We start from the raw sequence: 24,354 nt of genomic DNA, 5'->3' as shown, positions 1-24,354 counted from the left end.
TACGCCAATTGCTGCAGGCATCGCGGCCATTGCAGGCTGTCTCGCTTCAGCAGCAGTGCATGAATACCCCCTCCCTTGCGCAGCGGGGGAGGGTTGGGGAGGGGGAGTGTGTCGTGGCGGATGCGCTGTCGGCTTCGCGGCGAACGCCGCTCCTGCCGGTGGTCAACCCAGCGGCTGGGGCGTTGGACAGTGGCCGTGTTCGCCGGCGTCGGCAAACCAGTCGTTGACCACGCCGGACAGCCGGTCCAGCCGCATCGGCAGGGTCAGGTGGTCCTCGCCTTCCACTTCCAGGTAGTGCGCGCGCGGTGCGGCAGCCGCCAGGGCGCGGCCCTGCGCGACCGGGATGTGCTCGTCCTGGCGGCCATGCACCAGCAGCACGCAGGCCGGCACCTGCGCCAGCGCCTGGCCGACATCGACGCGGTCCAGGTCCAGGCCCAGCTTGCGGTCGGCCGCGGCGATGGCCTGGTCCAGGCCCTTGCCACCGTACTGCCAGCGCGCCAGCGGCAGGGCGACATAATCACTCCAGCGCTCGGCAGGCTTGGACAGCATGTGCGGCACCATCGTGCGGATCGCCTGGCCGGCATTGTCGAAGGATTCCATGGCCACCACGCTGCGCAGCTGCGGGCCCAGCTCGCGCGCGGCGAAGATCGCCGTGGCCGCGCCGTAGGACACGCCGAGCAGGTGTACCGGGCCTTCGATCTGGCCTTCGGCCTTCAGCGCCTTCAGCGCGGCCACGACATCGTCGGCCTCGCGGGTGCCGTAGCCGGACGGTGCGTGCCCGGAGCGGCCATGGTTGCGCAGGTCCAGCGCCACGGTGCGGTAGCCCTGCTGGGCCAGCTCCAGTGCCCATGGCAGCAGCGAGCCACCGTCCATCATCCAGCCATGCAGCAGGATCACCGTGCCGCGCGCGGGTTGGCCATGCGTGGTCGGTGCCGAAGCCTGCAGCGAGAACTCGGGGAAGCGTTCACCCTTGCCGAGGTAGCGGTAGTCCATCCGGTAGTCGCCCGGGTCGAACGACACCCAATGCAATGCCACGCCATCGGCACCGCTGACGCGGCCCTGGTGGTGGGGTAGGCGCGCGAGCAGCGCATCGATGCGTTCGGTGGGGACCAGCGGCGAGGTGCCGCCCGGCGCGGCCAGGCGTTCACTCAGCGACAACGAGGGGACAGGGTGGGAGAAAGCAAAGCCGGCCAGCATCACGCAGACGCCGGCCAGCGCCAGCGAGCGGAGCATGGCGGGATTCCGGAAGTGGGAGGCTGCATACCGTAGCGGCATTGCAGCGGCGCAGCTACCGCACCGCGATGACAGTCTGATGACCGTTGTGTGGTGTTGGGGTTGCGGCAGGGGCGTACCGGCTGCGGCGGCCCTCATCCCAACCCCTCTCCCGTGGCACGGGAGAGGGGCGTTGGATCAGCCTTGCTGGATCAGAAGCGCTGCTGGTACTTCATGTACATGAAACGACCGATGTCGAAGCCACCGTAGTAGGTGAAGCTGCTGTTCGGCTGGCTGTACATGATCGGGCCCTCGTGCTTGAACACGTTGTTGACGCCCAGCGACACGGTGCCGTCCCACGGCAGGGCATAGCGCACCTGCAGGTCATGGAAGGTGTTGGAGCCCAGCTTGCGGCTCGGCTGCATGTCCGTGTACGGCGACTGGAAGTCCGGCAGGTTGCACTCCGGGCCGCCTTCCAGGTCGTAGGAGCACTTCTCCTTCATGCTGGAGGTGTAACGGGTGGTCCAGCTCGCGCCGAAGTTGCCGTTCTGCCAGTCCAGGGTCAGGTTGGAGCGCACCCGGAAGTTGCCTTCCCAGCCGGTGAACTGTTCCACCGGGGTGGTGTCCACGTTGTCGCTCTTGCGCGAGAGGTAGTCCACGTAGGTGGTGTTCCAGCGCAGCGACAGCTGGCCGAACGCCATTTCCGGCAGGCGGTAGCGGACACCCAGGTCATAGCCGGCCGTTTCCTGGTAACCGGCGTTGTTCAACGAACGGTTCATGCCGCTGACCTGGCCCTTGTTGGTGCCGGAGGCGTAGCGGGTGAAGCGGTCGCAGGCCGAGGCGATGCCCTGCACGTAGCACTGGTTGAGGATGTCCGTGGCCGACTCGCCGACGATGACGTTGTCGATGCGGATCTTCCACCAGTCCAGGCTCAGGTCCAGGCCGGTGACGAAGTCCGGGCTGTACACCAGGCCGACGGTCCAGGTCTTGGCGGTTTCCGGCTTCAGTGCGGCATTGGAGCCGGAGGTGAAGTCAGTCACCGCCTGCACGCCGGAGGTCGTGGCCAGTTCGCCGTCGCCGGTCTTCTGGCGGAAGTCGGCACCCATGCCGGCGGCGGTGCAGCGTGCGGCCACTTCACTGTTGCGTGCGGCGGCGCCGAAGGAGCGGTCACACGGATCGGTGATCCTGTCGCGGGTGGTGACGGTGCCGCCGTACAGGTCGTCCACGGTCGGTGCACGGAAACCGGTGCCGTAGGTGGCGCGGACCAGCAACGTGTCGACCGGCTTCCACTTCAGGCCGAACTTGCCGTTGGTGGTGCCGCCGAAGTTGTCGTAGTCCGAGTAGCGGCCCGCCAGGTCCAGCGACAGCTCGCGCACCATCGGCAGGTCGGCCAGCAGCGGCACCTGCAGCTCCAGGTAGACCTCGTCCAGCTTGTAGTCACCGCGCGTGGGCAGGCCGCTGGTACCGGCGATCTCGCCCTTCTGCACCATCAGGTCCGGCGTGTAGCTGGCTTCCTCGGTGCGGTGCTCCACGCCCATCGCGGCCATGATGTCGCCGGCCGGCAGGGTGAACAGCGAACCGGAGATGTTGGCGCTGACCACCTTGGTGGTGCTGCGGATATCGTCGACGAAGCTCTTGAACAGGTAGTCACGCACGGCGGGGTCGCCGCTGAGCGAGCCGGGGCTGTTGCTGCCCATCGGCGCCAGCGGATTCCACGGCACGCAGCCTTCGATCACGTTGCCAACGCTGCCGCAGCGGGCCACGCCGTTGCCGTCGATGAAGGACGGGCCGACGGCCAGGTTCACGTTCGGCTGGTACATGCTCTGCAGGGTGCGACGCTCGCCCTCATTGCGGTTGTACATGTAGCTGACGTTCCAGTCCCAGAGATGCGAACCGGTCTCGAAGCTGCCTTCCAGGCCCAGGCTGGCGCGCTTGGTGGTCAGGCTGTTGTTGGTCGCGCGCGGGAACTCCTCGGTGCGGTGCGAGAACAGCACGTCCTTGCCCCAGTGGTTGAACGCACTGTCGGCCGAAAGCGCGGCGCGCGAGCCATTGGCGGCCTGCGCGGCCGACACCGAGTACGGGTAGCCGGCCAACTGCTTGATCGATTCACGCTCGCTGTACAGCACGTCGGCGACCACGCGCAGGTCGTCGGTGATCTGGAAGCCGGCGTTGGCGAAGGCGGACTTGCGCTCCAGCGAGGAGAGCAGGGTCATGTTGGTCTTGGTGTTGGCATAGGTGGCCGGGTCACGCGGCTTGAAATTCTCCACCTTGGACGGATCACCGCCGGGGCCGACACTCAGGACATCCTTGCCTACCGTCACCGAGCCCCATGCGGTGGTGCCGTTCAGGCCATCAGCGGGGTGGTAGGGGCCGTTCGGGTAGGCGGTGAACGCGCGCGCGCCGCCCAGCACCGGGTCTTCCTTGGACTTCTCGGCGCCGACGCTGAACCAGCCGCGCTCGAAGGTCTTGCCGAAGTTGGCGCTGTAGGAGCGCTTCTGGCCATCGCCTTCGCCGTACTGGCCGACGTAGGCGCTGGCGTTGCCGCCGTCGAAGTTCTTGCGGGTGATGACGTTGATCACGCCGGCGATGGCATCGGAGCCGTACAACGCCGAGGCGCCGTCGGTTAGCACTTCAATGCGCTCGACGATGGCCGAGGGGATCGAGCCGACGTCGGAGTAACCGCCGGCGCTCACGCCCATGCGGCGGCCGTCGATCAGCACCAGGGTGCGTTCCGGGCCAAGGTTGCGCAGGCTGACGAACATGCCGCCATAGTCGCGGCCGGAGGACAACGCCGAGGCACGGCTCAGCGACGGTGCGCCGGCGGCGGTGACGTCCTGCAGGATGTCGGCGACGTTGACGTAGCCCTTCTTCTCGATTTCCGCGCGGGTCAGCGCGATGACCGGCTGGGCCGTCTCCACGTTCGCCTGGCGGATGCGCGAACCGGTGATCTCGATGCGGTCCAGCGTGGTGGTGGACTGGTTGGCATCCTGCGCGAATGCAGGAGCGGTGCAGCTGCCGGCGATCGCCAGGGCGATCGCGGTGCGCAGCGGGTTCGACTTCAAAGACATCTCTTTCGGTTTTCCTTTATACCTACTACGAAAAAAGCGCCCGGCTGGGCGCTGTGACAGATGCATCACCGTTGGGGGAGGGACGCAGCATCTGCCATCACAGCTACGCCGCCCGCCGGGTACCCGGCGGGCGCGCATGATGAACCAAATGGATGGATGCGTGAAGGGCGGGTTTCCGCCATGCCCACCTGCCGTGGTGGCGGGTGGGCGTTCATCGGGCAGACGGGTTGTCGTGCCGGCGCGGCTCAGGTCTCGCGCAGCGCGGTGGTGATCGGCAGGCGTGCCGCACGCAGCGCCGGGAACAGGCCACCCACCAGGCCAATGCCCAGCGCCCACTTCAGGCCGCTCCACAACAGTGGCGGGGAGACCTTGAACTGGAACACCACCTGGCTGAAGTTGCTGCCCAGCGTGGACACGGTGAAGTTGTTGAAGGCCAGCCAGGCGATCACCCCGCCGAGCAGGCCGCCGAGCAGGGCCAGCAGCATGGTTTCCAGCATCACCGCGGTCACCACCGGTACGCCGCGGAAACCGATCGCACGCAGCGTGGCGATCTCCCGTGCGCGCGTGGCCACCGCCGCGTACATGGTGTTGAGCGCGCCAAACACCGCGCCCACCGCCATGATCGCGCCGATCACCGTGCCCAGCACCTTGAGCAGCTTGTTCAGGCCGCCGCCCTGCTTGCGGTAGTACTCGGCGGTGGTTTCCACATCCAGTTTCAGTCGCGGGTCTGCGGCCACCGCGGCCTTGAACGCCTCGAAGCCCTGCTTGCCGTCGGTCCGTATGCTGATCGACTGCCACGCACTGCGGTCGTAGGTACTGGCTAGCGTCTGCGCGTCGGTCCACAACTCGGACTCGTGCGAGTCGCCGGACTCGAAGATGCCCACCACCGTCCATGCCTGGTTGCCGAGCGTGAGCGTCTTGCCCACCTCCAGTCCCTGGAACTGCTTCTGCGCCCCGCGGCCGGCGACGATCTCGCGCAGGCCGGTGCCGAACGCACGGCCCTCGACGATGTGCACCTTGTCGTGCACCGCCCAGGCCTGCTCGCCGACGCCACGGAACTGCGCGTTGACGTCGGTGCCGTCGCTGCGCGAGGTCAGGTTGACCACCTGCGAAAGCTCCGGCGACACCAGCGGACGGCCGTTGTCACCGCGCGCCACGCCGGGCAGGGTTTCCAGCAGCGGCACCTGCTCGCGGGTGATGACCGAGTTGGTCTCGGCCTGCGAGCCGCCACGCAGCACGATGGCGGTGCTGTCATCGCCCGTGCTCTCCAGCGTTGCCTGGAAGCCCTGGCCCATGGCGAGCATCGCCACCAGCACGCCGACCACGCCGGCGATGCCGATCACGATCACCGACGACGCCCCCCAGCGCTGCGGCAGGCTGGCCAACCCGATCCGGGTCGCCGCCAGCGCCAGGCGGCCGCTGCGGGTCAGCACCAGCCACAGGGCGATGACCACCACCAGCACCGCCACGCCCACCCAAGGCAGGGCGATCCAGATGCCCAGGCCGGCGGCCAGCAGCACGATCACCAGCGCATTGGAAAGAAAGTTCTTCATGTCGTTCTCCTCAGCGCCCGGCCAATGCGTCGACGATCTTCAGGCGCTTGGCACGCAGTGCCGGCAACACGCCCACCACCAGCCCGATCACCACGATCAGGACCGCCCCCATCGCCCAGGTCTGCAGTGGAACCTGCGGCGGCAGCATTCCGCGTGCCTGTGTGGCCATGCCTGGCAATACCAGCGCGGCCAGGCCCAGCCCGATGACGCCACCAAGACCGACCAGCAGCACCGCTTCCACCATGACCAGCATCAGCACCGTGCCGTCCTTGAAGCCCAGCGTCTTCAGCACCGCCAGTTCCGGGATGCGCTCGCGCACCGCCTGCGCCATCGTGTTGCCGGTGAGCAGCAGCAGGGTGAAGAACACCGCGCCCATGATCGAGGTGACGATCATGCCGATGTCGGCGAACTGCTTGACGAAAGCCTGCTGGAACGCCGATTCGGACTGGCTCTTGGTTTCGTGGTCGGAGTTGGCCGAGATCGCATCAATGGCCTGCGCGACCCGTGAAGCCTGATCCGGGTTGTCCAGCGTCACCGTGTACCAGCTGACCTGGTTCTTGATGTAGTCGTTGGATTCGTCGAAGTACTTCCAGTTCATCATCAACTGGCGTTCCTCGTTGTTGGCTACGGCACGGTCCTTGGAGCGGAACGTCCCCACCATCTGCAGCGGCCAGTCATTGCTGCCGCCACGCGGGAAGATGGTGGCCTGCAACGGGATCGTGTCGCCGATCTTCCAGCCGAACTCCTTGGCCAGCGTTTCACCGACGATGGCGCCGGTGCGGGTAGTGCGGAAGGCTTCCAGCTGTGCCTTGGGGATCTCGAATTCGCTATAGACGTCGAAATAGTTCGGCGCCACCGAGAAGTTGGCGAAGAAGTTCTTCGGATCCTGATAGATGCCGCCGAACCACATGCCGTAGGTGATGTCGCGCACGCCTTCCACCTGACGGATCTGTGATTCCAGGCGGATGGGAAGGGACTGGGTGATCGACAAACGCGAGGAGACAATCAGGCGATTGGCGCCGGCCACGCTGCTGCCGCCGCTGTTGAAGGCCACGCGCACCGAATCCAGCATGCCGAACAGCAGAAAGGCCGTAACGATGGAGAGCAGCGTGAACAACGTGCGTGTGCGGCTGCGGAACAGCTGCGCCCATACCAGTGAAAAATACTTCATGGTCGCGCTCCTCAGTGCACGGGGGCGTCGACCAGCTCGCCCTTGTCCAGATGCACGGTGTGGGTGGCGTAATCGGCGGCCTTGGGGTCGTGGGTGACCATGATGATGGTCTTGCCGTGTTCGCGGTTGAGCAGCTGCAGCAGGCCCAGCACTTCCTCCGCGCTCTGGCGGTCGAGGTCACCGGTGGGTTCGTCGCAGATCAGGAAGGTGGGGTCGGAGACGATGGCACGGGCGATGGCCACGCGCTGCTGCTGGCCGCCGGACAGTTCGTTGGGGCGGTGGTCACGGCGTTCGGCCAGGCCGACCAGGGTGAGCGCGATCTGCGCGCGACGCTTGCGGTCGGCAGCGCTGAGGTTGGTCAGCAGCAGCGGCAGTTCCACGTTCTTCTGCGCGGTGAGCATGGGCATGAGGTTATAGAACTGGAACACGAAGCCGACGTGGTGGCTGCGCCAGGTGGACAGTTGTCCGGCGCTGAGCCGGTCGATGCGCTGGTCTTCGATGTTGATCTCGCCGCCGCTGGGGGTATCCAGGCCGCCGATGAGGTTGAGCAGGGTGGTCTTGCCGGAGCCGGACGGTCCCATCAGGGCGACGAAGTCCCCGCGTTCGATGTCCAGGTCGATGCCGTGCAGGACCTGTACCTTTTCCGGTCCACGCTGGTAGGTCTTGGTGATGTTGCGCAGGGAGACGAGGGTGCTCATGGGTGGTCCTCAGCGGTGGAGTGGGCGTCGGCAGCAGTGAAGTGGATGTGGGCAGCAGCGGAGCGGATGTAGGCAGCAGTGGAGCGGGTTGGGTCAGCGATGGTGATTGGCATCCCCTCTCCCGTCCTGCGGGAGAGGGGCAGGGGTGAGGGCAGCTGTTGCAGTTGCCGTTGCAGTTGCCGTTGCTTCTTCCCCTCCCTTTGCCAAAGGCAAGGGGAGGGCCAGGGAGGGGTGCCGTTGCTTTGGCTTTGGTTGTTGCTGTTGCCGTGCCGGGTTCCCTTCCGCAGCGACGGAGCTGGCAGACAAGACCCCGAATGGGGCGACGCACAGGGATGTGCGTCGTTTTTCGACGGGACAGGGATGTCCCGTCGAAAAATCCTGCCGGCGGAGTGGACCCGCGTCGCGTAGCGGCGTGGGCGCGGAGGCAGGGTGTGCTTTCTTTTGGTTAGCTTTTCTTTGCACAAGCAAAGAAAAGTAACTCGCTCCCCGAAGGGGAGTGAAAGCTCTTGACCTTGCTGTTGCTCTAGGAGCACAAGCAACAGCAACAGCTTTCGTGCCCCATAGGGGCGCGAGCCACCTTTCTTTGCTTGTGCAAAGAAACCTGGCGCAAAGAAAGCACACCCTGCCTACGCGCCTTCCGCGCTGCGCGCTACAGGTCCACTACGCTGCCGGGATTTTTCGACGGGACATCCCTGTCCCGTCGAAAAACGACGTGCATCCATGCACGCCGCCCCTGCGGGGTCCTCTCCGTCAGCTCCGTCGCTGCGGAAGGGGCCCGGGTAGGGCAACAGCAACAGCCAAAGCCAAAGCCAAAGCCAAAGCCAAAGCAACGACACCCCTCCCTGGCCCTTCCCTACGCTTCGCGCAGGGGAAGAAGCAACTGCAACAACAACTGCAACAACCGAAGCAACTATGCGATCAACAGCAGCTGGCTTTACCGCGCTTGGTTACTGCCATGTGCTACATGACATCAGCGTCGCGCCGCCTGCTTACTTCTGCGCGCCATCCAATGCCACCTTGTCGCCATCCTTCAGGGTGTCCGGCGGGTTCACCACCACCGTCTGGCCGGCACTCAGGCCGGCCAACACCTGCTTGTCCTTGTTCAGGGCTTCGCCGACCTGCAGCACCTGCTGCTGCACCTTGTCGTCGGCCTGCAACACGAATGCCACCGGCTTGCCGTCGCGCTGCGTGATGGCCGTGGCCGGCACGCGGACGCCCTTCGGGGCCTGCGCATCGGCCGGTGCCGCCTTCTCCAGGAAACTCACCCGCACGCCCATCTCCGGCACGATGCGCGGGTCCTTCACGCCCAGCGCCACGCGCACCTTCACCGTTGCCTTGCCACGGTCGGCGGTCGGGATGATGGCGATCACCTCGCCGGGGATCTTCCAGTCCTGGTAGGCGTTGAGCACCGTCTCCACCGGCATCTTCGGCTGCACGCGGCCGATGAAGGCCTCGCCCACCTCGACCTCCACCTCCAGTGAATCCATGTCGACGATGGTGCCGATGCCGGTGCGGGTGAAGCCGCCACCGGCCGACAGCGGCGAGACGATCTCGCCCGGCTGCGCGGCCTTGGCGGTGACCACGCCGGTGAATGGCGCACGCACGATGTTGTTGTCCACGCCCAGGTCGGCGATGGCCAATGCATCCACCGCCACCTTGGCGTTGTGCTGGGCGGTCAGCAGCTGCGCGCGCAGGCTGTCGCGGGCGGCGACGGCCTGGTCGTACTGCGAGCGCGACACCAGCTGCTGGCCGACCAATGCCTGCAGGCGCGTGGCCTCGGCATCGGCCTGGCGCAGCTGCGCCTGCAGGCCGCCGATCTGGCTGCGCGCCGCGTCCAGCTGCGCGGCGTTGAGGCTGCGCTGAGCGTTGGCGTCGATGGGGTCCAGGGTGGCCATCACCTGGCCTTCCTCCACCCGCATGCCTTCCTCGATCATCACCTCGCGCACCTTGCCGGTGATCTTGGCCGAGACGGTGGCCATGCGCCGGGCCACGACGTAGCCGCTGGCATCCAGCACGGCATTGCTGCCGCCGCCCTGGCTCATCGCCACCACCGGCGCGGTCTCCACCGTCGCGGCCGGCTTGCCGCGGGCGAGCATGCCCACGGCCAGTGCCGCCAGCAGCACCAGGACCAGCCCGATCACTACCCACAGCCAGCGGCGGGACGGGGAAGGGCCGCGCGGCGGCGGGGCGGCCGAGCGGTCGATGCGGAGTTCTTTCAGCAGTTCAGCGGAGGCATTCATGTAGGAAAGGACGGCGCGTGGCGGGAAATGTGACCGAAGGTACCCCAAACCACCACGACCGGTGCGTCGTGGCATGTGGCCGATTCTAGACAGGCGCCGGGGGCCGCGCAGGTGACGGGTGTCACCCGCTTTGCCTGACCGGCGTGACTGCTGCCAGGCCGATGCCGCGCCTAACGTGGCGCCATTCCCACCAGGAGCGGATCGCGATGACGCAGGGCAACGAGGTACTGGCCAGCCTGCGTGGCGTGTACAAGCGCTACGGCACGTTGGCGGCGTTGGAGGGCGTGGACCTGGACCTGCATGCCGGGCAGGTGCTGGCCCTGCTCGGGCCCAATGGCGCCGGCAAGACCACCACCATCGGCCTGTTGCTGGGCCTGCTGCGGGCCGATGCCGGCCAGGTCACCCTGTTCGGGGAGCACCCGCAGCAGCTGTCGGCACGTCGCCGCATCGGCGTGATGCTGCAGGACGCGGCGCTGCCGGAAACGCTCACCGTGCAGGAACTGCTGCGGCTGTCAGCCAGCTACTACCCGGCACCGCGGCCACTGGCCGACAGTGCCGCGTTGGCCGGCATCGAAGACCTGTTGCGCCGTCCTTACGGCAGGCTCTCCGGCGGCCAGCAACGGCGGGTGCAGTTCGCGTTGGCCATCTGCGGCCGGCCGCGCCTGCTGTTCCTGGACGAACCCACCGTCGGCCTGGACGTGCCGGCGCGCCAGCAGCTGTGGGACACGGTGCGCACGCTGGTGGGCGAGGGCACCGCCATGGTGCTCACCACGCATTACCTGGAAGAGGCCGAGCGGCTGGCCGACCGCATCTGCGTGATGCTGCGCGGCCGGGTGGTCAGCGATGGCAGCGTGGATGCGCTGCGCGCCCGCGTGCTGGTCCGCGCGGTGCGGTGCCAGTCACGGCTGGACGTCGCCCAGGTACGTCGCTGGCCGGGCGTGCGCCAGGCGCAGCGTGACGGGGAGCGCCTGCACCTGGCCTGCGACCAGGTGGAGGCGGTGGTGCGACGGCTGCTGGCCGCCGACCCGGACCTGTCCGCGCTGGAGGTCAAGCCGGCCGGCCTGGAAGAAGCCTTCCGCGATCTCACCGATCCCCAACCGCAGGCCGCCTGATGAACACCACTTCCTCCGCGCTCCTGGCAGGCGCCCGCATGTCCGGCCGCCGCGTGCTCGGCGCCTACCTGCAGGAGGCACGGGCCGAATGCCTGCGTTACCTGCGCAGCCCGGGCTTCGTGCTGCCGACGATGCTGTTCCCGGCCACCTTCTACCTGATGTTCGCCGTGGTGCTGGGTCTGGGCCGGGGTGCCGATGGGCCGCGCTTCCTGCTCGGCACCTATGCCACCTTCGGGGTGATGGCGCCGGGGCTGTTCGGCTTCGGGGTGTCGCTGGCGCTGGAGCGCGGCAATGGGCTGCTCACGCTCAAGCGTGCGCTGCCGATGCCCCCGGCGGCGTATCTGCTCGGCAAGATGACCATGGCCATGCTGATGGCGCTGGCGATCGTGGTGCTGCTGCAGGTGCTGGCGGTGCTGGTCGCCGGCGTGTCACTGGCGCCGGTGCAGATGCTGCGCCTGACGCTGAGCTGCGTGCTCGGCGCGTTGCCGTTCTGCGCGCTGGGCCTGCTGATGGGCACGTGGGTGAAAGGGGATGCCGCGCCGGCACTGGTCAACCTGCTGTACCTGCCGATGGCGTTGCTGTCGGGGCTGTGGTTCCCGTTGTCGATGCTGCCGCCGGTCCTGCGCAGCCTCGCCCCGGTCTGGCCCAGCCACCACCTGAACATGCTGGCCCAGTCGGCCATCGGCTTCGATACGGGCAGCGCATGGCCGCATGCGGCGTGGCTGGGCCTGTTCACCGTGGTGGTGGCCACCCTGGCCGCCTGGCGCCTGCGCCGTTATGGCTGATGGCATCATGGGCCGCACTGCAACCGGAGTCACCCGCTGATGTCCCGCACCCTGCCCGCCTGGCTCAGACCGGCACCGGATTCGGTGGTGGCCGACAACATCAAGATCGGCCGGTGGCCATGGCTGGATGCGATCCACCTGCTGTGGACGGTGTGGGTGTTCATCACGCCGTTGTTCGCCGGCGGCTACACGTGGCGCTGGGCAGGGATCACGTTGGCGTCCTACCCGGTGTTCGTGCTGCTGTACGTGATGACCCTGTTGTCCTCGCGCCGTCACGTGGCGATCTTCGCCATCGGCATGGTGGTGCTGGGGATCTCGCTGCTGGGCGTGTATCCCTCGGCCATCAGCTACTTCGTGTTCGGTTGCGTGGGGTTGCGCATCAACCGCTGCATCTCCACCACGCGCTACCTGGTCGAGCTGCTGGCGTTGAACGCGGTGTTCGTGGCGCAGACCTCGTGGATCGGCTACCCGTGGCAGGCGATCGCGTGGGTGCCGGTGTTGTCGATCATCATCGGCCTGATCGTCAGCGGTGAGCGTTCCGGCCAGGAGAAGGATGCGGCGCTGCGGTTGTCGCACGAGGAAGTACGGCGCCTGGCGGCCACCGCCGAACGCGAGCGCATCGGCCGCGACCTGCACGACCTGCTGGGGCACACCCTGTCGCTGATCACCCTGAAGCTGGAGCTGTCGCGCAAGCTGTTCGACCGTGATGCGGAGCGCTCGCGCATCGAGCTGGCCGAAGCCGAGCAGATCGCCCGCGACGCGCTGGCGCAGGTGCGCAGCGCGGTGACCGGCTTCCGCGCCGCCGACCTCGCTGCCGAGCTGGCATCGGCGCACCTGCTGCTGGAATCCTCGCGGGTACACCTGCGTTACAGCCCGCCGCCGGCGATGCCGGCATGGATCGAATCCGGGCTGGCGATGATCCTGCGCGAAGCGGTCACCAACATCGCGCGCCATGCCCAGGCCAACGAGGCCATGATCGCGGTGCGCAGCGAGGGCAATGCGGTGGTGCTGGAAGTGGTGGACGACGGGCGCGGCGGCGTCTCGGCCAACGGCAACGGGCTCGCCGGCATGCGCGAGCGGGTGGAAGCCATGGGCGGCACGCTGGCGATTGATTCGCCACGCTCGCACGGCACGCGGCTGGAGGTGCGCATCCCCGTCAACGGCGTGACCACGGCCTCCATCGACCATGCGGCGCTTGCCACGCGGCACGACAACCCCCTGCCCGACGGAGCACGCGCATGATCCGCATCCTGTTGGCCGAGGACCAGGCGATGGTGCGCGGTGCGTTGTCGGCGCTGCTCAACCTGGAAGCCGACCTGGAAGTGGTCGGCGCGGCCGCCGATGGCGAAGTGGCCTGGCGCGAACTGCAGCGGCTTGCCCCCGACGTGCTCGTCACCGACATCGAGATGCCCAACCTCACCGGGCTGGAACTGGCCCAGCGCGTGCAGCGCCACCAGCTGCCGGTGAAAGTGGTGATCGTCACCACCTTCGCGCGCAGTGGTTTCCTGCGGCGCGCGCTGGATGCCGGGGTGCAGGGCTACCTGCTGAAGGATTCGCCGGCCGAAAAGTTGGCCGAGGCCTTGCGGCAGGTGCAGCGCGGTGGCCGTGCGATCGATCCGCAACTGGCGATGGAAGCGTGGTCCGAGGCGGACCCGCTCAATGACCGCGAACGCCAGGTGCTGCGGTTGGCCGGCGAAGGCCGTTCGGCCAACGAGATCGCCGAGCAGCTTGGCCTGTCACACGGCACCGTGCGCAACTACCTGTCCGAATGCATCGGCAAGCTGGGCGTGGCCAACCGCATAGAGGCCCATCGCCTGGCCCGCCAGAAAGGCTGGCTGTAACCGCAGGAGCGGCTTCGGCCGCGAAGCCGGGAATGCCTGCGTCATCCGACGACACTGGCTTCGCGACCAAGGCCGCCCCTACGAGATTCAATGCGGCTTGCCGCGCGCCATCGCCTGGAACACGCCGTCGCGGCGCACCCACAGGTGGAACAGCGCCGCCGACAGATGCCCGAGCACGGTGGCGAACAACACGTAGGCCAGCAGGCTGTGCGCGTTGCGCAACGCGGCGTACAGGGCCGGATCGTGCGGGGCGATCGGTGGCAGGTTCAGGCCCGACCACATCACGATCGGGTAACCGCCCGCCGACAGCATCGACCAGCCGATCAACGGCATCGCCAGCATCAACCCGTACAACAGCCAATGCGACGCATGTGCGGCGGCGGCCTGCCACGCCGGCAGGTCAGCCGGCAGCGGTGGCGGCCGGTGGCGCAGGCGGTTGTACAGGCGCACCAGTGCCAGCAGCAGGATCGCGATGCCGAGCGGGCGGTGCAGGTCGATCAGCACCGGGCGCCAGTGCAGCGAGGCGACCATGCTCACGCCGACGAACAGCATGGTCAGGATCATCGCCGCCATCAGCCAGTGCAGAACGCGGGCAGTGAGGTTGAAGTGGCCTGCGTCGCGGCTCATCGTGCACCTTCCTTGCCGGTGGCGTCGGTTGCCTTGCCGCCGGCGATCTCGCGCTCGCGGCGGTTGAATGACTGCGAATACACCGCTGAGCGCGCGGCCAGAATCGGGTCATCGGAACCCTTGATGCCACGCGGCAGGATCAACGGGTCGTAGTTGAGGTCGCGGCAGGCGCCGTCGGCCTGCGCCTGCATCGAGGTCAGGCTGAGCGTGCCGACCTTGACCTGGCGGCGCTGCCCGGGCCACACCTGCGAGGGATCATCGACCGGGTCGCCGGCCTCGGCCAGGGTCACCCACATGTCCCAGCGCACCGGGCCCAGCGCCAGCCGTTGCTGGAATTCGTCGGCCAGGTAATCCAGCCCGGCCTGCGCGCGTTGTTCCGGCGTCATCTCCACGAACGGTGCCTGTGGGCGCATGCTCCAGCGCACGAAGTGCTCGCTGCCGTCGGCGGCGATGAAGCGGAAGCTGTTGACCCCGTTGTAGTCGGTGTTGGCCCAGCTGTTGGACCACGGCGCGGTCCTGGCCCACTGCCCGAACGCACGTGCCGACGGGTACTTCGCCTGCACCGCGGCCATCTTCGCCGGGTCCGGTTTGCCGGTGGCCTGATCGGGGATGCCGGCACGGGTCTGTTCGAGGAAGGCCTCGGGCGTGGGCACGGCGAAGAACGGGAAGCTGTTCATCGCCGTGCGCCATTCCTGCCCGTCATCGCTGATCAGCTGCAGCGCCATGCTGCGAACGCGCGCGTTGGCGTCGGCGCCGTGCGGGTCACCACCGCCGATCGACAGGCGGCCCAGCACCGGCACCTGCGGTTGCGCGAACACGCGGGCCGAACTCAGTGCCGCGCCTTCCGGCGTGCCCTGGAAGGTGCCTTGCACGCACATGCCCTTGGCATGCGCACGGCGGAAGCCCGGATGCGCCGGCCCGGTGGCTTCGATGCTGTCAGTGAAGGCCTGGGCGGTGGCGCGGTCGCGGCCGATCCAGCCGGCCAGCCAGGCGAAGGCCAGTGCCAGCAGGCCGACGATCAACGCGATCAGCGCGATCCATGGCAGCGGCGAACGGGCGGCGCGGGTATTGCCGAAAAGCGACATGACGGGGTTCCTGCCTTCACGATGCGTGTGGGTGGGCGACGCAGGGATGCTGTCAGAAAATCCGTCGGGCGAATATTCACTTTTTCGCCAACATTTGCCGAAACGACGAATCCCCGCCGAGGCGGGGATCCGTGGCTTCAACCGAAGGCCGGGGAATGCCCGGCTCCAGCTCAGGCGTAGCGCGCCTTCAGCATCGCCCAGGCCGAACGCAGGGCCAGGGCTTCGCCGCCGGCCGGACGGCCCGGGCGTTCGCCGTCGTTCCAGGCGTACACGTCCAGGTGCGCCCAGACCTGGCCGTCGTTGATGAAGCGCTCCAGGTACAACGCGGCGGTGACCGAGCCGGCCATGCGCGAGCCGGAATTGGCCAGGTCGGCGATGCCGCTGTTGAGGTAGCGCAGGTACGGGCGCCACAGCGGCATGCGCCACAGCGGGTCGCGGGTGGCGTCGCCGGCCTGCAGCCACTGGTTGGCCAGCGTGTCGTTGTTGGAGAACAGCGCCGGCAGGTCCGGGCCCAGCGCGATGCGGGCCGCACCGGTGAGCGTGGCGAAATCGATGATCGCCTCCGGCTGCTGCTCGCTGGCGTAGGTCAGCGCGTCGCACAGGATCAGGCGGCCTTCGGCGTCGGTGTTGTCGATCTCCACGGTGATGCCCTTGCGCGTGGTGATCACCTCGCCCGGACGGAAGGCATCCGGGCCCACCGCGTTCTCCACCGCCGGCACCACCAGCGTCAGCCGCACCGGCAGCTGCTGCGCCATCACCAGCCCGGCCAGCGCCAGTGCATGTGCGGCACCGCCCATGTCCTTCTTCATGTTGCGCATGCCGTCGGCCGGCTTCAGGTCCAGCCCGCCGGTGTCGAAGCACACGCCCTTGCCGACCAGCGCCAGGTGCGGCGCATCGTCCTTGCCCCAGCGCAGCACGATCAGGCGCGGCGCCCGGTGCGAGGCGCGGCCGACGGCGTGGATGGTCGGGAAGTTCATTTCCAGCAATTCGTCGCCGGCGATCACTTCCAGCGCGCCGCCGTGGGCGTCGGCCAGTTCGCGCGCGGCGTCTTCCAGCTGCTGCGGGCCCATGTCCTCGGTGGGCGTGTTGACCCAGTCACGCACGCGCAGGCAGGCGGTGACCACGTCCAGCACTTCCTGCGCGGGGCTGGCGACCAGCTGTGCCGGCGCGCGCGCCGGCTTGCGGTAGCGTGCGAAGCGGTAGCTGCCCAGGCCCCAGCCGAGCTGCAGGGTGGTGATGCTGGCCGCATCCAGTTCATTGGCCAGCTGCCAGGTGGTGCCGGCCGGCAGCGCGAATGGGCCATGCGCGTAGGCATAGGCATCGGCGCGGTCGCCCACGCCCAGCACCGCGCCGGCGATGCCGTTGCTGCCCGGCAACAGGGCCACGCTGTTGGCCGCGGCGTTGAACTGCTGGCTGGCCAGCCAGGCCTGCACGGCGGGCGGCTGGGTGGCCGCCCATGCGGCGAAGCCGTCGCGGTCGAGCACGTACAGCGGCAGGGCGTTGGCGGTGTCGGTAGTGAAGCCGTTGATCGGGGTCATGTCTGTCTCGTATCGGATGGCGGCCGTCGGCTCAGCGCGGCGTGGATGCGTTGGCATCCAGCCAGTCGGCCAGTCCGGTCAGGGTGTCGAACTGCAGGTCTGGCTGCAGTTCCTGATGGGTCCATGCATGTGCTTCGCGGTTGATCCAGCAGCCGCGCAGGCCCGCGCGCATCGCGCCGGCCACGTCCATCTCGGCGTGGTCGCCCACGTGCAGCACCTGCGCATGCGCCACGCCCAGCCTCTGGCAGGCCGCGTGGAAGATGCCCGGGTCCGGCTTGGCCGCGCCGAACTCGCGCGAGCCCAGTTGGAAGGCGAACAGCTCGCCGATGCCGATGCGCTGCAGGTCGGCGTTGCCGTTGCTGACCGCTGCCACCGGCACGCGCGCGGCGATGCGACGCAGCGCCTCCAGCGCGTCGGGGTAGAAGGTCACCTGGTTGCGCGCCGCGTAGAATGCCTCGTAGGCCGGCTCCAGCAGCGCCGGGCTGGCCCCGCTGTTCTCCAGCGCTTCGGCCAGGGTCAGCCGCCGCAGGGCGCTCAGGTCGTAGTGCAGGTGCGGGTTGTCGCGGAAAGAGCGTTCGCGCAGTTCGCGCATGGCCGCCACCGGATACATCGCTGCGGTGGCGGGGCTGTGCTCGAGCATCCAGTCGTGCAGCACCTGGTCGATGCGCGCGCCGATGGGCGCGAAGGGCCAGAGTGTGTCGTCCAGGTCGAGGGTGATGGCTAGGACAGGAAAGTTCACCGCGCCATTTTACGGCAAGCCCGCCGCGCTGGCCCTCACGGCTTCAGGCTATTCGAGCAGCCGGGCCCAGCCCTGCATGCCGTCCACGCGGCTGAGCACCAGCTTCACGCAGACCAGCAGCGGCACGGCCAGCAGCAGGCCGACGATGCCCCACAGCCAGCCGAACAGCATCAGCGCCAGGATCAGCATCAACGGCGAGATCGCCATGCTGCGGCCCAGCACGATGGGCGTGACCAACTGCCCCTCCAGCGTGTGCAGGGCCAGGTAGCTCAGCGCCGGCAGACAGGCGGTGAGCGGGTCGTCGAACATCACAAAGCCCACCAGCAGCATCAGCGCGATGCCGATCAGCGGGCCCACGTAGGGGGCGAAGTTGAGCAGCGCCGCCACCGTGCCCCACAGCAGTGCCTCGGACAGGCCGATGCCCAGCAGCATCAGCACGCCGGACAGCACCAGCCCCAGGGCGATGTTGATGACGGTGATGGTCAGCACGTAGCGCGAGATCTCGCGCTCCATCGACCGCAGGATGTCGGCGGTGAAGCGCTTCTGCTGGCGGTTGGGCAGCAGGTCGATCACGTGCCGCTGCAGGCTCTGCCCGTAGATCATGAAGAACAGCGTCAGCAGCACCACCGCCAGCGCCGAGGCGGCCAGCTTGGGGGTGCGCACCAGCGCCTTGTACGGGTCATCGAGCTGGGTGCGGACCACCTGCACCTTGCGGTTGCCTTCGCCGCCGGCGGCGCGGGCAAAGCTTTCGGCGGCCTGGTTGGCCTGCTGCACCGGCTTGACCAGCGCCTGTACCTGGCGTGAGATCTGCCGCATCTGCTGCGGGGCCTGCTGTACCCAATCGGTAGCCGGCCCGGCCAGCTGCACCGCCAGCGCCACGCTGCCGGCCAGGCCGAGCAGCAGCACCAGCAGCGCGGCCAGGAAGCGTGGCAGGCGCAGCTTCTGCAGCAGGCGGATGATGGGGTTGCCGACCAGCGCTAGGAACGCGGCCAGCAGCACCGGCAGGATCACCGTCTGTGCCGCCCACAGCGTGTAGCCGACGGCCAGCGTGGCCAGTACCACCAGGGCGGTGGAGGCACGCGGGCGTGGCGGCAGTGGCGCGGGTGCCGCCGGTTGCGGTGACGGCTCGAACAGGGGCTCGGACATGCAGGCGACGCTCCGGCAGACGGGAGGGCGCGGCGTGAGGCCGGGCCCGGGTCAGGATTCTGACAGCTCCGTCGCGGCTTCGGCGGGCCCGGGTTGGGCCGCGTTGCGCGGGCGGGCCGGTGCCGGCTCGGCGGCCGCCGGTCCGGCGGTTTCGTCGGCGGCCTGCTCGGCCTCGTCGGCGGCATCGGACGCCTGCGCGGCGGCCATGCCTGCCGCCGCCGCGGCGAACGAGGCCACCGATGCCTGCGCCGAAGCGACCAGCCCGGAGACCGAGCCGATCATCTGCAGCCAGCGGGCACCGCTGAACGCACCGCCGGGTTCCAGCTTGCCGGCCAGGAAGCCGCCGGCCAGGCCGACCACGACGATGCGGCCCGGCGTCCACGCGCTGCGCCAGGCCTGGTTGAGTGCATCCCAGCGCTGCGTGGTCTCCTCGCCGCGGACCTGCACCACGGCTTCGGCGCGGCGCACGCGACGCTGCAGGGCTTCGAACTTCATGGCGTGTTCTCCCCCGGTACCTTCACGTCGGCATCCGGATCCTCGTCGCTGGGCTCGTCGAACAGGCCCATGCGCGAAAGCTGGCGGCGGGTGGCGTGCATGCCGGTGTGGTGGAAGAAGTAGGACACCCGCCAGATGGCGTAGCCGGTGACGAGGAGGCTGGCCAGGGTGGGTATCAGCAGCGCGACGAACAGCGACAGCCCCAGGTACTGCAGCAGGGCCACCAGCGTGGCCGCCAGCAGCAGCCACGCCGAGGCGCCGAAGACGATCGCCACGCCGCTCCAGGCCAGCGCCCGGCCGAACGCGCTGCGGGCCAATGCCAGGTCGGCCGAGGCCAACCGTCGCAGTGAGCGCAGCGTGTCCGACGCCGAATCCAGCGTCTGCCGGCCGGCGGCGCCGACCTGGCGGATGCTTTCTTCCAGCCCCGGCTTGGGATCCGGGGTGGGCTGTTCTTCCGGTGGCGGTGTTGCGGCTTCGCTCACGCCGGTCAGTCGTTGCTGCGGGCGAGCTTGGCGATGATCCAGCCGGCGGCGAAGGCCACGCCGAAGGAGGCCAGCGGACGCTCGCGGATCAGGTCGGCGGCGCTGTCGATCAGGTCCTTGCCCTTGTCCATCAGTGCATCGACCTGTTCCTTGGCGGCGGCACCGCCCAGTTCGGCGGCGGCCAGGCCGGACAGCGCGCTGTCGGACAGCTCGGCCTTCATGTTGGCCTTGCCAAGGCGCAGTTCGTCGGCGGCGGCACCGGTGGCGCCCTTGACAGCCGAACCGGCGGCGGCGGCGGCGGACTTCAGGTGTGCGCCAGCCTCGCCCAGGTGTTCCTTCATGTTCTCGGTATTGGTGGGGCTCATCGTGATCTCCTGGTTTCAGCGGGTGCGCCGGCGTGCGGCGCGCGGGTTGCAGCAGATAGCAACAAATAACAGTACTGCGGTGTAAGGAACGTTACGCCGGGCCAAACCGGCCTCACGCCGGCATCATCGCATCAACAACTGGCCGCCCCCGTTGCCGCGGCGCACGCTCAGCACCAGCTGCTGCGGGCGCGGGCTGAAGCTGGCGCGCCAGCTGGCCAGGTCGGTGAACTCGCCGCTGCTGGCGGCCACGATCACATCGCCGCTGGCCAGCCCGGACTGCGCCGCGCGGCTGCCGCGCGCCACGTCACTGACCAGCACGCCGTTGAGGCCGGACTGGCGCAGCGACTCGGGCAGGTCGGCGAAGGTGGCGCCGGACAGGCGCGGGTCGAGCATGTCGCCGGTGAGCGCGCGCGGTTGTTCCTTCAGCGTGGCCTTGAGCTGCAGCGGCTTGCCGTCGCGGCGGATGTCCAGGTCCACGGTGCGGCCGACCGTGGAGAGGCCTTCGAAGTTGTGCAGCGCCTGCGCGTTGTCCACGCGCTGGCCGTTGATCGACAGCACCACGTCACCGGCCTTGAGCCCGGCCGCGGCCGCGCCGGAACCGGCCAGCACGCGCGTGACCAGTGCACCGCGGGCTTCGGCCAGGCCAAGACCCTGGGCGATCTGCGGGGTCAGGTTCTGGGTTTCCACGCCCAGCGTGCCGCGCACCACCACGCCCTTGGTGACCAGCTGCTCGACCACGTCGCGCGCCAGGTTGGACGGAATGGCCAGGCCCAGGCCGATGTTGCCGGCCATGCTGCCCTGCGGGTTGAAGCTGGCGGTGTTGATGCCGACCAGCTGGCCGGCCAGGTTGACCAGCGCGCCGCCGGAGTTGCCCGGGTTGATCGAGGCGTCGGTCTGGATGAAGTTCTGGTAGCCCAGCCCGCGGATGCCGCTGCGGCCCACCGCCGAGACGATGCCCGAGGTGACGGTCTGGCTGAAGCCGAACGGGTTGCCGATGGCGACCACGAAGTCACCCACGCGCAGCTGGTCGCTGTTGCCCAGCGGCAGCGCGGTGAGCTTCTCGGCCGGGATGCGGATCAGCGCGATGTCGGTGTCCGGGTCCGAGCCGATGAACTCGGCCTGCACGGTGCGGCCGTCGGCCAGGGTCACGCGCACGTCGTCGGCGTTGTCGATGACGTGGTGGTTGGTCAGCACCAGGCCCTTGGCCGCGTCGATGATCACGCCCGAGCCCAGCGACTCGTTGATGCGCTCCTGCGGCACCTGCGGGAACAGGCGGCGGAAGAACGGGTCGTCGAAGAACGGGTTGCGCACCCGCACCACCTGCTTGGTGTTGACGCTGACCACCGCCGGCATGGCCTGTTCCAGCATGGGCGCCAGCGATGGCACCGGCTGGCCGGCGACCGAGGCCGGCAGGGCGGCGGTGGCGGGTACCACGCTGGCGATGGGGGTGGCCGCGTCGGCGCGGTTGTCCAGGTGGGCGTTGATGGCGGTGGCGGTGAAGCCGCCGAAGGCGGCGGCCAGGGCCAGGGTCAGCAGGGTCGGGATCGGTCGCATAAGCCGGAAGGTTCCATGCAGGGGCGCCGGAGGGCGGCCCGGGGTGGGACGGATTGCTGAACAGGAGTGTGGCCGCAGGCGCCTAAATCAACAATGAAATTTTCTGCATCGCCGCAATCGCAGGGCCGGTGCGGGCTGCACGGATTGCAATAGTCCAGATGCATATTTTTCGTTTGACAACACCCCGGCGGTGGGTAAGCTTGGTCGGGCCATCAGCCACTAGATGTTGGGTTGGTGTGAAAAACGTCCCCAAGCAGTAGGGTTAGTGCTCGGGGTGCAAGCACCCCAACGGAAGGCGTGCAATGACCGCGACAGTGATGCAGAACACCGGCAGTCCCCGGCTCGATCCCATCCCGCCAGCAGGCGCGTAAGCACGCGCCTGCGCGTCGTCGTCGTTGCAGCCCGGCCCGCCGGGGTAAAGAACAAACGCACCGCAAGGTGCCCCAGGAGAGTTTCCACAATCATGAGTACGGTGCGTCTGGAAGTGGTCAGCAATCAAACCAAGTCGGACCTGATTCCCCTGCAACCTGCCTCGCAGGACATCTGGGAGAAGAAGTACCGCCTCACGACCAAGGCAGGCGAAGCGCTGGATGCGGACATCGATGGCACCTACAAGCGCGTGGCCCGTGCCCTGGCCGACGCCGAAGCCACCGACGAGAAGCGCGCCTACTGGTATGAGCGCTTCGCCTGGGCGCTGCGCCGCGGCGCGATCCCGGCCGGCCGCATCACCTCCAATGCCGGTGCGCAGGAACACAAGCCGGCCACCAGCACCATCAACTGCACCGTCTCGGGCACCATCACCGACTCGATGGACGGCATCCTGGAGAAGGTCCACGAAGCGGGCCTGACCCTGAAGGCCGGCTGCGGCATCGGCTATGAGTTCAGCACCCTGCGTCCGCGCGGTGCGTTCGTCGCCGGTGCCGGCGCCTACACCTCCGGCCCGATGTCCTTCATGGATATCTACGACAAGATGTGCTTCACCGTGTCCTCGGCCGGTGGCCGTCGCGGCGCGCAGATGGGCACCTTCGACGTGTCGCACCCGGACGTGAAGGACTTCATCCGCGCCAAGCGCGAGGACGGCCGCCTGCGCCAGTTCAACCTGTCGCTGCTGATCACCGACGGCTTCATGGACGCGGTCAACAACGACGCCGACTGGCCGCTGGTGTTCCCGATCAACATCAAGGAACAGGCCGAGGTCGACCAGAACGCCGCCGACGTGGTCTGGCGCGAGTGGCCGACCCACGAGAACTACATCGTGCGCGACGACGGCCTGGTGGCCTGCAAGGTGTACGGGCACATCCGCGCCCGCCACCTGTGGGACATGATCATGGTCTCCACCTACGACTACGCCGAGCCGGGCTTCATCCTGATCGACCGCGTCAACGAGATGAACAACAACTGGTGGTGCGAGAACATCCGCGCCACCAACCCGTGCGGCGAGCAGCCACTGCCGCCGTACGGCGCCTGCCTGCTGGGCTCGGTCAACCTGACCAAGTTCGTGCGCGACCCGTTCACCGACAAGGCCTCCTTCGACTGGGACGAGTACAAGGAAGTGGTGCGCGTGTTCACCCGCATGCTGGACAACGTGGTCGAGGTCAACGGCCTGCCGCTGGAGCAGCAGCGCAACGAGATCATGCGCAAGCGCCGCCACGGCATGGGCTTCCTGGGCCTGGGCAGCACCATGACCATGCTGCGGATGAAGTACGGCTCGCCGGAATCGTGCGAGTTCACCGAAGCCATCGCCCGCGACATGGCCGTGGCCGGCTGGGAAACCGGCCTGGAGCTGGCCCGCGAGAAGGGCGCCGCCCCAATCATGGACGAGCAGTTCGACGTCACCGCCGCGATGCTGCGCCAGCGCCCGGAAATGAAGAAGGACGGCTGGAAGGTCGGCCAGAAGATCGCCGGCAAGGTGCTGCACGCCCGCTACAGCCGCTACATGCAGCGCGTGGCCACGGTGGCGCCGGCGTTGGTGGAGGAACTGGCCACGGTGGGTTCGCGCTTCACCCACCACAGTTCCATCGCCCCGACCGGCACCATCAGCCTGTCGCTGGCCAACAACGCCTCCAACGGCATCGAGCCCTCGTTCGCGCACCACTACAGCCGCAACGTGATCCGCGAAGGCAAGAAGTCCAAGGAAAAGGTGGACGTGTTCTCCTTCGAGCTGCTGGCCTACCGCGCGCTGGTCAACCCGCAGGCCATGCCGTTCAGCGATGACGCCGCCGCGCAACTGCCGGAGTACTTCATCAGCGCCGACGACATCTCGCCCAGGGAGCACGTGGACGTGCAGGCCGCCGCCCAGAAGTGGGTGGACAGCTCGATCTCCAAGACCGCCAACGTACCGACCGATTACCCGTACGAGCAGTTCAAGGACATCTACCGCTACGCCCACGCCCAGGGTCTGAAGGGCTGCACCACGTTCCGCTTCAACCCGGCCGCCTTCCAGGGCGTGCTGGTCAAGGAGACGGACCTGGAGAACACCACCTACCGCTTCGAGCTGGAAGACGGCCAGGTGGTGGAGGTCAAGGGCAACGAGCAGATCGAGTACGACGGCGAGATGCACACCGCCGCCAACCTGTTCGATGCCCTCAAGGAAGGCTATTACGGCAAGTTCTAAGAGCCTTCGCCGTCGCCCCGTGTTCCGGC

The 24,354-nt window shown here is 68.1% G+C and carries 20 protein-coding genes; 5 read left to right on the top strand and 15 right to left on the bottom strand.

Going from position 1 to position 24,354, the window contains the following annotated elements; genetic code table 11:
- Positions 1 to 162: 162 nt before the first annotated feature.
- From IB227_RS08055 to IB227_RS08030, 6 genes are all read right to left on the bottom strand, one after another.
- Positions 163 to 1,233: an alpha/beta fold hydrolase gene (locus tag IB227_RS08055; RefSeq protein ID WP_192286914.1), complete on the bottom strand. Its 1,071-nt coding sequence runs from the start codon at positions 1,231 to 1,233 to the stop codon at positions 163 to 165.
- Positions 1,234 to 1,424: 191 nt separating this feature from the next.
- The gene (locus IB227_RS08050) at positions 1,425 to 4,280 is read right to left on the bottom strand and encodes a TonB-dependent receptor (RefSeq protein WP_192286913.1); all 2,856 of its coding nucleotides are present in this window, start codon (positions 4,278 to 4,280) and stop codon (positions 1,425 to 1,427) included.
- A gap of 245 nt (positions 4,281 to 4,525) precedes the next feature.
- Positions 4,526 to 5,833, bottom strand: a complete 1,308-nt coding sequence (locus tag IB227_RS08045; protein WP_192286912.1) for an ABC transporter permease — start codon at positions 5,831 to 5,833, stop codon at positions 4,526 to 4,528.
- A gap of 10 nt (positions 5,834 to 5,843) precedes the next feature.
- Positions 5,844 to 7,004, bottom strand: a complete 1,161-nt coding sequence (locus IB227_RS08040) for an FtsX-like permease family protein (protein WP_192286911.1) — start codon at positions 7,002 to 7,004, stop codon at positions 5,844 to 5,846.
- 11 nt (positions 7,005 to 7,015) lie between these two features.
- Entirely contained in the window at positions 7,016 to 7,702 is a 687-nt protein-coding gene (locus IB227_RS08035; RefSeq protein WP_192286910.1) for an ABC transporter ATP-binding protein, read from the bottom strand.
- 989 nt (positions 7,703 to 8,691) lie between these two features.
- Positions 8,692 to 9,942, bottom strand: coding sequence for an efflux RND transporter periplasmic adaptor subunit (locus IB227_RS08030; protein WP_132863171.1), 1,251 nt, complete (start codon positions 9,940 to 9,942; stop codon positions 8,692 to 8,694).
- Positions 9,943 to 10,148: 206 nt separating this feature from the next.
- Here IB227_RS08030 and IB227_RS08025 point away from each other — a divergent pair, with 206 nt between their 5' ends.
- The 4 genes from IB227_RS08025 to IB227_RS08010 are packed head-to-tail and all read left to right on the top strand — an operon-like array spanning position 10,149 to position 13,680.
- Positions 10,149 to 11,054: an ABC transporter ATP-binding protein gene (locus IB227_RS08025; RefSeq protein ID WP_192286909.1), complete on the top strand. Its 906-nt coding sequence runs from the start codon at positions 10,149 to 10,151 to the stop codon at positions 11,052 to 11,054.
- The gene (locus IB227_RS08020; protein ID WP_225591625.1) at positions 11,054 to 11,839 is read left to right on the top strand and encodes an ABC transporter permease; all 786 of its coding nucleotides are present in this window, start codon (positions 11,054 to 11,056) and stop codon (positions 11,837 to 11,839) included. Before IB227_RS08025 ends, IB227_RS08020 begins: the two co-directional genes overlap by 1 nt.
- Before the next feature lie 39 nt (positions 11,840 to 11,878).
- Positions 11,879 to 13,081: a sensor histidine kinase gene (locus tag IB227_RS08015; protein ID WP_192286908.1), complete on the top strand. Its 1,203-nt coding sequence runs from the start codon at positions 11,879 to 11,881 to the stop codon at positions 13,079 to 13,081.
- Positions 13,078 to 13,680, top strand: coding sequence for a response regulator transcription factor (locus tag IB227_RS08010; protein ID WP_192286907.1), 603 nt, complete (start codon positions 13,078 to 13,080; stop codon positions 13,678 to 13,680). The genes IB227_RS08015 and IB227_RS08010 overlap by 4 nt, the downstream gene beginning before the upstream one ends.
- An 87-nt stretch (positions 13,681 to 13,767) precedes the next feature.
- On the opposite strand, the gene IB227_RS08005 is transcribed toward IB227_RS08010, so the two are convergent.
- The 9 genes from IB227_RS08005 to IB227_RS07965 all read right to left on the bottom strand — a co-directional run bounded on the left by IB227_RS08005 (position 13,768) and on the right by IB227_RS07965 (position 21,711).
- Positions 13,768 to 14,307: a cytochrome b/b6 domain-containing protein gene (locus tag IB227_RS08005; protein ID WP_192286906.1), complete on the bottom strand. Its 540-nt coding sequence runs from the start codon at positions 14,305 to 14,307 to the stop codon at positions 13,768 to 13,770.
- On the bottom strand, positions 14,304 to 15,392 hold the full coding sequence (locus IB227_RS08000; RefSeq protein WP_192286905.1) for a catalase family peroxidase: 1,089 nt from the start codon (positions 15,390 to 15,392) through the stop codon (positions 14,304 to 14,306). The genes IB227_RS08005 and IB227_RS08000 overlap by 4 nt, the downstream gene beginning before the upstream one ends.
- Positions 15,393 to 15,562: 170 nt before the next feature.
- Positions 15,563 to 16,930, bottom strand: a complete 1,368-nt coding sequence (locus IB227_RS07995; protein ID WP_192286904.1) for a leucyl aminopeptidase family protein — start codon at positions 16,928 to 16,930, stop codon at positions 15,563 to 15,565.
- Positions 16,931 to 16,961: 31 nt separating this feature from the next.
- Positions 16,962 to 17,669 carry an HAD family hydrolase gene (locus IB227_RS07990; protein ID WP_192286903.1) on the bottom strand — a complete coding sequence of 236 codons (708 nt, stop codon included), beginning with the start codon at positions 17,667 to 17,669 and terminating at the stop codon, positions 16,962 to 16,964.
- Between the two features lie 48 nt (positions 17,670 to 17,717).
- Positions 17,718 to 18,815, bottom strand: a complete 1,098-nt coding sequence (locus IB227_RS07985; protein ID WP_192286902.1) for an AI-2E family transporter — start codon at positions 18,813 to 18,815, stop codon at positions 17,718 to 17,720.
- Between the two features lie 51 nt (positions 18,816 to 18,866).
- Entirely contained in the window at positions 18,867 to 19,310 is a 444-nt protein-coding gene (locus tag IB227_RS07980) for a protein sip-5 (RefSeq protein ID WP_192286901.1), read from the bottom strand.
- Positions 19,307 to 19,792 (bottom strand): phage holin family protein, encoded by a 486-nt coding sequence (locus IB227_RS07975; RefSeq protein WP_132863181.1) that lies wholly within the window; start codon positions 19,790 to 19,792, stop codon positions 19,307 to 19,309. Before IB227_RS07975 ends, IB227_RS07980 begins: the two co-directional genes overlap by 4 nt.
- A 5-nt stretch (positions 19,793 to 19,797) precedes the next feature.
- A complete protein-coding gene (locus IB227_RS07970) occupies positions 19,798 to 20,157 on the bottom strand; it encodes a hypothetical protein (RefSeq protein WP_132863182.1) in 360 nt (119 codons plus the stop codon).
- Between the two features lie 123 nt (positions 20,158 to 20,280).
- Positions 20,281 to 21,711, bottom strand: a complete 1,431-nt coding sequence (locus IB227_RS07965) for a Do family serine endopeptidase (protein ID WP_192286900.1) — start codon at positions 21,709 to 21,711, stop codon at positions 20,281 to 20,283.
- Between the two features lie 463 nt (positions 21,712 to 22,174).
- Between IB227_RS07965 and IB227_RS07960 the strand changes: the two genes are divergently transcribed.
- Positions 22,175 to 24,325, top strand: a complete 2,151-nt coding sequence (locus tag IB227_RS07960; RefSeq protein WP_192286899.1) for an adenosylcobalamin-dependent ribonucleoside-diphosphate reductase — start codon at positions 22,175 to 22,177, stop codon at positions 24,323 to 24,325.
- Positions 24,326 to 24,354: the final 29 nt, after the last annotated feature.

Source organism: Stenotrophomonas sp. STM01 (genome assembly GCF_014852135.1).
In the GTDB taxonomy this organism is placed as follows: domain Bacteria; phylum Pseudomonadota; class Gammaproteobacteria; order Xanthomonadales; family Xanthomonadaceae; genus Stenotrophomonas; species Stenotrophomonas capsici.
The sequence above is the reverse complement of the archived record's forward strand: the minus strand, read 5'-3'. Positions and strand labels throughout refer to the sequence as shown.

Coding starts and splice junctions, on each gene's coding strand:
- IB227_RS08055 (WP_192286914.1), bottom strand. CDS start 1,233: ATGCTCCGCTCGCTGGCGCTGGCCGGCGTCTGCGTGATGCTGGCCGGC.
- IB227_RS08050 (WP_192286913.1), bottom strand. CDS start 4,280: ATGTCTTTGAAGTCGAACCCGCTGCGCACCGCGATCGCCCTGGCGATC.
- IB227_RS08045 (WP_192286912.1), bottom strand. CDS start 5,833: ATGAAGAACTTTCTTTCCAATGCGCTGGTGATCGTGCTGCTGGCCGCC.
- IB227_RS08040 (WP_192286911.1), bottom strand. CDS start 7,004: ATGAAGTATTTTTCACTGGTATGGGCGCAGCTGTTCCGCAGCCGCACA.
- IB227_RS08035 (WP_192286910.1), bottom strand. CDS start 7,702: ATGAGCACCCTCGTCTCCCTGCGCAACATCACCAAGACCTACCAGCGT.
- IB227_RS08030 (WP_132863171.1), bottom strand. CDS start 9,942: ATGAATGCCTCCGCTGAACTGCTGAAAGAACTCCGCATCGACCGCTCG.
- IB227_RS08025 (WP_192286909.1), top strand. CDS start 10,149: ATGACGCAGGGCAACGAGGTACTGGCCAGCCTGCGTGGCGTGTACAAG.
- IB227_RS08020 (WP_225591625.1), top strand. CDS start 11,054: ATGAACACCACTTCCTCCGCGCTCCTGGCAGGCGCCCGCATGTCCGGC.
- IB227_RS08015 (WP_192286908.1), top strand. CDS start 11,879: ATGTCCCGCACCCTGCCCGCCTGGCTCAGACCGGCACCGGATTCGGTG.
- IB227_RS08010 (WP_192286907.1), top strand. CDS start 13,078: ATGATCCGCATCCTGTTGGCCGAGGACCAGGCGATGGTGCGCGGTGCG.
- IB227_RS08005 (WP_192286906.1), bottom strand. CDS start 14,307: ATGAGCCGCGACGCAGGCCACTTCAACCTCACTGCCCGCGTTCTGCAC.
- IB227_RS08000 (WP_192286905.1), bottom strand. CDS start 15,392: ATGTCGCTTTTCGGCAATACCCGCGCCGCCCGTTCGCCGCTGCCATGG.
- IB227_RS07995 (WP_192286904.1), bottom strand. CDS start 16,930: ATGACCCCGATCAACGGCTTCACTACCGACACCGCCAACGCCCTGCCG.
- IB227_RS07985 (WP_192286902.1), bottom strand. CDS start 18,815: ATGTCCGAGCCCCTGTTCGAGCCGTCACCGCAACCGGCGGCACCCGCG.
- IB227_RS07980 (WP_192286901.1), bottom strand. CDS start 19,310: ATGAAGTTCGAAGCCCTGCAGCGTCGCGTGCGCCGCGCCGAAGCCGTG.
- IB227_RS07970 (WP_132863182.1), bottom strand. CDS start 20,157: ATGAGCCCCACCAATACCGAGAACATGAAGGAACACCTGGGCGAGGCT.
- IB227_RS07965 (WP_192286900.1), bottom strand. CDS start 21,711: ATGCGACCGATCCCGACCCTGCTGACCCTGGCCCTGGCCGCCGCCTTC.
- IB227_RS07960 (WP_192286899.1), top strand. CDS start 22,175: ATGAGTACGGTGCGTCTGGAAGTGGTCAGCAATCAAACCAAGTCGGAC.